Origin of the sequence: Rhizobium sp. BIGb0125 (assembly GCF_024810055.1) — a bacterium.
In the GTDB taxonomy this organism is placed as follows: domain Bacteria; phylum Pseudomonadota; class Alphaproteobacteria; order Rhizobiales; family Rhizobiaceae; genus Agrobacterium.
Genome location: NZ_JANUDV010000014.1, coordinates 24,528 through 31,088, shown reverse-complemented (window position 1 = coordinate 31,088; position 6,561 = coordinate 24,528). Strand labels below are relative to the sequence as shown.

5 protein-coding genes and 1 pseudogene are annotated in these 6,561 nt (G+C 54.5%); 3 read left to right on the top strand and 3 right to left on the bottom strand.

Annotation, left to right across the window (positions count from 1 at the left end; all coding sequences use genetic code 11):
* A pseudogene (locus M2418_RS25545) lies at positions 1 to 146 on the bottom strand (ABC transporter permease); the annotation flags it as partial.
* Positions 147 to 235: 89 nt separating this feature from the next.
* The gene (locus tag M2418_RS25540; protein WP_192490044.1) at positions 236 to 982 is read right to left on the bottom strand and encodes a FadR/GntR family transcriptional regulator; all 747 of its coding nucleotides are present in this window, start codon (positions 980 to 982) and stop codon (positions 236 to 238) included.
* Between the two features lie 311 nt (positions 983 to 1,293).
* Between M2418_RS25540 and M2418_RS25535 the strand changes: the two genes are divergently transcribed.
* Both M2418_RS25535 and M2418_RS25530 read left to right on the top strand, forming a co-directional pair.
* Entirely contained in the window at positions 1,294 to 2,442 is a 1,149-nt protein-coding gene (locus M2418_RS25535; RefSeq protein ID WP_259149852.1) for a mandelate racemase family protein, read from the top strand.
* A gap of 55 nt (positions 2,443 to 2,497) precedes the next feature.
* Positions 2,498 to 4,108: an ABC transporter substrate-binding protein gene (locus tag M2418_RS25530; protein WP_259149851.1), complete on the top strand. Its 1,611-nt coding sequence runs from the start codon at positions 2,498 to 2,500 to the stop codon at positions 4,106 to 4,108.
* A 320-nt stretch (positions 4,109 to 4,428) separates the two neighbouring features.
* On the opposite strand, the gene M2418_RS25525 is transcribed toward M2418_RS25530, so the two are convergent.
* The gene (locus tag M2418_RS25525) at positions 4,429 to 5,355 is read right to left on the bottom strand and encodes an AraC family transcriptional regulator (protein ID WP_259149850.1); all 927 of its coding nucleotides are present in this window, start codon (positions 5,353 to 5,355) and stop codon (positions 4,429 to 4,431) included.
* A gap of 84 nt (positions 5,356 to 5,439) precedes the next feature.
* Here M2418_RS25525 and M2418_RS25520 point away from each other — a divergent pair, with 84 nt between their 5' ends.
* Positions 5,440 to 6,414, top strand: a complete 975-nt coding sequence (locus tag M2418_RS25520) for an oxidoreductase (RefSeq protein WP_259149849.1) — start codon at positions 5,440 to 5,442, stop codon at positions 6,412 to 6,414.
* The last annotated feature ends 147 nt before the right edge of the window (positions 6,415 to 6,561 follow it).

Genomic DNA, 6,561 nt, shown 5'->3' with positions numbered 1-6,561 from the left:
CGTGTCGCATCTTCACCGACAATAGCCCGCACCGGGTCGGCGGGCATCATGCGGCCGATAAAGAAAGTAAGCATAAGCAAGCCGAGCAGGGTGACCGCTATCGTACCGAACTGGTCGGCAAATCGCATAAACCGCAGCCTCCACATGGACATGTTTCCTCCCGCCTGCCTCCCGAGCAGGTTCATGATGGTATTATGGTGAGTTGACGATGCCTGAGCGCATCGACTTTGCCTTGCTACATCGCGATGCGAGCCAGGAGCAGATTTTTGTAACGTTCGAGACTGCCTTCCAGGTGAGCTCGCATGGCGGCACGTGCATCTTCGGACGATCCACGCAATATGGCATTGACGATCCGCCCGTGTTCTTCCTGAAGATGGGGATTTTTAGGAAGCAGCGAGGCGGAATCCTCCGATATGGCCTTCGGCCCTGCCGCCACCATTCCTGCTTTGACTAGTAACATCAATTCAGGAAACCGGCTGTTTTGCGTGGCTTCGGCAATCTTCAGGTGGAGATTGAAATCTGTGTAACGTGTCGGCTGCTCCTGTTCGATATCTTCAGCCACTCGGCGATGCGCATCGAAAATTGCTTCAAGCTGGGTCGCCGAGCGTCGCGTAGCAGCAAGCGATGCCGCCTCCGTTTCAAACCCAAGCCGCAACTCGATCAACTCAATGACCGACGAAATTCGCTCCAGTGACAGGTCAGCAAACGGGACTGGTTCTTGAACACGCTCCGCTACGAACGCGCCAACGCCTCGCCTGACTTCGACGAGACCCTTTGATCTCAGGATTGCGATAGCTTCTCTGACGACTGCACGGCTGACTGAATGCTGTCGAGCGAGTTCAGTTTCGCTCGACAGGCGGTCACCAGCCTCAAGATCGCCGTGCTCAATGCCTTCGCGCAAAGTATCCGTGATGCGGGCAACAAGAGGGCGTGCATCCGTGGCGGCCAATGACAGGCTGTCAAGCGATGTCGTTTTGTTCATTCCGGTCCTCCTGATCTCTTGAATTCTTCATACTACGAGACAATATGTATGACAAGTGATGGCTGTTGTTCAATCGTGGTAGGACAGCAAAAATTTTATTTTCGTTTTCGTTTAACGGAATAAAGATAGAAAAAACAATTTTATAGATGTCGTATTGAAATCCGAAGAAGTGTCCATCTTCTCGATGCGTTGAAAAAAAGCACTGAAGTCGTGTTTACATGTCCTACTACGTTGTGGAATTGTTGTGCACGTGAAATCTGTGCCGGTTGCGTCCAGCCGCCAAGGTCAAATGAATGCTAGGGAGTTGAAGAATGAAGATTGTCGATGTGCATGTCCGCACGTTTTGTCACACCACCCATCTGCAAAAGGATACGGATGGTCACGATCACCCGGGGCCAGCAAAGCGGGTGAGAAAATCCATTCTAACGCTGGTCGCCGAAAATGGCATGGAGGGACACGCGTTTGGCAGCCCTGAACAGGTTCGTTCGCATCTGCTCGACAACTTCATCAGGCCAGTGCTGTTACATCAGGACGCATTTGCACGCGAACGGTTGTGGCAGGATCTGGCACACTGGCAACGGGGCAGTGGTGGCCAGTTGAGTGACAGAACACTTGGCGTTGTGGATGTGGCACTTTGGGATCTGTGCGGGAAACTGGCAAACATACCGTCCTACAAGCTGGCAGGATCGTACAGGGACAAGGTGCCGACCTATGGTTCGATCATGTGCGGTGACGAGATTGAAGGCGGACTGGCGACGCCTGAGGATTATGGTCGCTTTGCTGAATGGCTTGTTAAACGCGGTTACCGTGCCATCAAGCTGCACACTTGGATGCCCCCTGTAAGCTGGTCTCCCAATATCGACATGGATTTGAAAGCCTGTGCTGCCGTGCGCGAAGCTGTCGGACCTGCGATACCGCTCATGCTGGACGCTTATCACTGGTATTCGCGTGAGGAGGCATACACGCTCGGTAAAGGTCTTGAGAAGTTGAACTTTACATGGATTGAGGAAGTAATGGACGAGCAGTCCATGTCCTCGTACGCATGGCTTGCCGCCGAACTGAAAATCCCCGTGATTGGTCCTGAGTCCATGGGTGGCAAGTACAAGCACCGGGCCGAATGGGTAAAGGCGGGTGCCTGCGATATTTTGCGCACCGGCGTTGAGGATGTCGGAGGTATTACGCCTGCGTTGAAGACAATGCATCTGGCGGAGAGTTTTGGCATGAATTGCGAGGTTCATGGTCACGGCGCTGAAAATCTTCTGATATCTGCAGTCAGCAAAAACTGCCGCTGGTACGAGCGTGGCCTCCTCCATCCCATGCTGGATTATGATGCATGCCCCGAATACCTCAACTCCATTGATGATCCGATGGATTCTGAAGGCTACGTGTCGCTGTCTCAACAGCCGGGGATCGGCGTCGACATCAACCTTGATTACATCAACGACAACCTGGTGAAGTGAGAGAGTCTTTGCCACGTAGGCGCCCTGAGGAGGAAACGCCATGGGAGGAAATATTATGAAAAAGTTGAACCGGCGAGGTTTTATCGCAACCACGACGGCGATGGTTCTTCTGGCTTTGCAGCCATGGACGGCAGTCGCTAAAACACCGGAAAACCAACTGGTCGTCGGGTTTTCGATGGCTAACGTTCTGACGCTTGATCCGGCTGGCGCAGGTGGCAAAGAACGTGTCCAGATCATCACCAATCTTTATGACAATCTCATTGCTATTGACCCGGCCGACCGTACCGCACTCAAACCAGAACTTGCGGAGCGCTGGACTGTTGCGCAGGACGGAACATCCATACGTCTTAACTTACGTCCCGGGGCCGCTTTCGCTTCTGGAAACCCTGTTACCAGCGAAGATGTCGTCTGGTCCTTCAAGCGCGTCCTGAAACTCAACCTTGCCCAAGCCACGAATTTTAAGATTAGGGGTTACACCGCGCAAAATGCTGACAAAAACTTCATAGCAATAGACCCGCAGACAGTTGAAATTCGCATTCCGCAAAAGACCGACCCGAAAATCATTCTCCTGACGATCGCAATGACCGGTCCAGGATCCATCCTGGATATGAAAACGGTGCTTGAAAACGAAAAGAACGGCGATCTCGGCAGCGCTTGGCTTGCAACACATGCAGCAGGATCCGGTGCATTCGACCTGCAGGTCATGACGCCGAACGAAATGGTGGTCCTGAAGCGCAATGAAAACTACTGGGGCGCACCCGCGACTATGGACAGGGTGATAATGCGGCATCTGCCGGAATCTCAGTCTCAGAGATTGCTTCTTGGCAAAGGTGATCTGGACATCGCCTATTCACTGAGCGCTGGAGACCTCAGTGCACTGGAAAAGGACAAGGACGTCAAGATAATCAATGAGGTCGGTAACGGTCTCTATTATCTGGCCATGTCAGTAAAGGATAAGACGCTGTCAGACCCCAAGGTCAGACAAGCAATAATCAAGCTCATTGATTTCAAAGCGATCAACGATGCCGTTATGAAGTATTACGGGGTCCTTCATGTCGACCCGATCCAGATTGGTCTGGGTGGTGAAAACAATGACACTCCGCCTGAGCGGGACGTCGAAGGCGCCAAGTTGCTCTTGAAAGAAGCAGGATATCCAGACGGCCTGCAACTGTCCTTACACGCCCTGTCGGAACCACCGTTTGACAATCTATCAGTCGCCATTCAGGGCGCGTTGTCAGATGGGGGCGTGGATGTAAAATTGATCACAGGCGGTGGAGAGACTGTTTATGGACCAATGCGCAAACGCGAATTCCAGCTGCTGGTAGGGCGAAGTGGCGGCCAGGTTTCGCATCCAGACGGTGACCTGCGCAGTATTGTCCATAATCCTGACAATAGTGACGAAGCGCAATTGTCAGGTCTTTTGAGCTGGCGGGTTTCTTACCGCGACGAAGAGCTCAACAATAAGATTGATAAGGCGCTGTTCATGGCACCCGAGCAGCAAAAAGCCGAATATGCCAAAATCCAGCAAATCTATCGCGATCGAGTGCCCGCGATCCAGGCAATCTCTCAGGTCACTGACTCCGTTGCCATACGCGCAGACATCACCGGACTGACCATAAGCCCTGTCTGGCAGACAAGGCTCTCGACTGTCGGGAAAGCAAGGTAAGGGAGACGGCGATCTGAGTGGATAATTGATATATTGGCACGGATCGCTCAAAAACATTGACCCGGCTAGCAGGTACAAATCCTGCAGCCGGGCAAAATCCCACCTCGTTACAACAGCCGTTTTCTTGGCTTAATATGCGACAAAGCGCATTTCTATCGATTTGTCGAAATCTTCGCAGCGCAACTCCGGTCGCGTCTGTCGGCGCGTTTCCCGATCAATTCATATTTGCGTCGCCCAGATATTAGCCTTTGCGGGTGAAAGCAGCGTTTGATTTTATCATTGAAGCGGTGCGCTCCGACGCACTGATGGGACCGTGACGGCTAAGCGTCCGCCTGGTCTCGGTGCAGGCTGCGGTAGCGCGCAGGAGACTGCCCAACAACGCGCCGGAATGTGGCGGCAAAGGCACTGTCTGAGTTGTAACCGAAGGATTGAGCGATCCGTGACAATGGCTCATTGCCACGACGCAGCCTTGCTGCCGCAAGCCGCATCCGCCAGTTGGCAAGATAATCTATCGGTGAGGATCCAACAGTAGCGCGAAATCTCTCGGCGAAGGCCGAGCGTGACAGTCCTGCAAGTTCGGCCAGTGCATCTACTGTCCATCTGCGCGCCGGTTGCGAATGGATCGCCCGCATGGATGGCGCAAGGCGTGCGTCGGCAAGTCCAGCAAGCCAACCCGGATGCTGCGAGGTCTGGCGTGCCAGGTAGGCGCGCAGAACGTGGATGAATACCAACCGCAGCAGATCGTTGCAGGCTATGCGCGAGCCAGGCGCTGCACCGTTCCATTCGAGATCAAGCTGTTCGAGCAGGAAAGTGATGGGACCAGTCTCCTCGCGCTCGATTACGACGACCGGTGGAAGGGCATCGGTCAACAGGGAGCCGTCGACCGTGTCGAGACTGACACTGCCGCCAAGAAGCACGAAATCTCGACCATCTCCGACACAAACGTCCAAAGCACCGCCCGCGAACACTTCGCTCGCGGGGATCGGCTTCGCCTTCGGATTGCCACAGAGTGTAAAGGCCCTGCCGCTCACCACGAGACAATCTCCGGCTTTTACCCACATGGGCGCCTCACCGTCTGAGAGCAACCATGCGCCGCCTTGGCGGATAGCATTGAACTTGACATATCCGGGTGGTGGGAAGGCAACTGACCAGTTACCACCTGCGGCAAACCGTACCGTAAACAGAGCTTGCGCATCAATCACGCTTAGCACATCGGACAGGGCATCCTGATTATATTGGACGATCACGACAAAAATCCGGCGTTTGCGAACTGGAGGCTCCGATATCTTATCCGATATAAAAATCAGCACAAACAAAAAAGGAGTGCCGATATGTCCGAGCAAAAACCGATTGGGTCCCGTTTTAACGCGGCAAGCACGGCGCATGATGTGGTGGCTGAGATGGACCTGTCCGGCAAGACGGCGGTTGTCACGGGCGGTTATTCGGGTCTGGGAATCGAGACCACACGAGCGCTTGCCGGTGCTGGCGCCACCGTCATTGTGCCGGCCCGAAACGGCGAGAAGGCGCAGCGCACGCTTGCCGGCATCGACAGGGTGATCATCGAAACCATGGACCTCGCAGATCCGGCGTCCGTCGCGGCATTCGCAAACAGGATGGTCGCGAACGACACGCCGATCTCGATTCTGGTTAACAGTGCGGGTATCATGGCGACGCCGCTGGCCCGAGATGCGGATGGACATGAGAACCAGTTCGCGACAAACCATCTCGGGCACTTCCGGCTAGTGGCAGGGTTATGGCCCGCACTCCTTAAGGCGAATGGTGCGCGTGTGATTTCCGTATCTTCGAGAGGTCATCAGATTGCGCCGGTTGATTTCGACGATATCGACTTCAGAAAACGCGCCTACGATAAGTGGCAGGCTTACGGACAGGCGAAAACAGCCAATGCGCTCTTTGCTGTCGGACTCGACCGGCGCGGTGAACAACACGGTGTGCGGGCATTCTCTCTCCACCCCGGTGTCATTCTAACAGATCTTGCCCGGCATCTGAGCGAAGACGAGATTAACTCATTCGATGTCTATGACGAGAACGGTAACCGTCGCGTTGACCCATCACGCGATCTCAAGAGCCCGGAACAAGGCGCTGCGACCAGTGTCTGGGCAGCAACCCGTCCTGAGCTCAGTGGCATTGGCGGCGTTTATTGCGAGGATTGCGACATTGCTCTGCCGCAGAGCCAAGCTGACGGGAACAAGGGCGTTGCGTCTTGGGCCATGGATGTTGAGGCGGCAGAGCGGCTTTGGACATTGTCCGAGCAACTGACGGGGCAGTTGCTAGACACGCGTAAGTGACGCGTGACCCTTGGCCCACAGTACGAAGCCCAGCTGCGCGCGTCGGACCCGACGAAATGCGCGGTAGAATTTCACTCGATGGGTCAAGATTGCGCATTATGGATTTTCACGCAGCGGCAAAGTCTTTTCGGATCAAGGCTGGTTTCG

Excerpts from the sequence above, each read along its gene's own strand:
- M2418_RS25530 (WP_259149851.1), top strand. The coding sequence starts at position 2,498 with ATGAAAAAGTTGAACCGGCGAGGTTTTATCGCAACCACGACGGCGATG.
- M2418_RS25540 (WP_192490044.1), bottom strand. The coding sequence starts at position 982 with ATGAACAAAACGACATCGCTTGACAGCCTGTCATTGGCCGCCACGGAT.
- M2418_RS25520 (WP_259149849.1), top strand. The coding sequence starts at position 5,440 with ATGTCCGAGCAAAAACCGATTGGGTCCCGTTTTAACGCGGCAAGCACG.
- M2418_RS25535 (WP_259149852.1), top strand. The coding sequence starts at position 1,294 with ATGAAGATTGTCGATGTGCATGTCCGCACGTTTTGTCACACCACCCAT.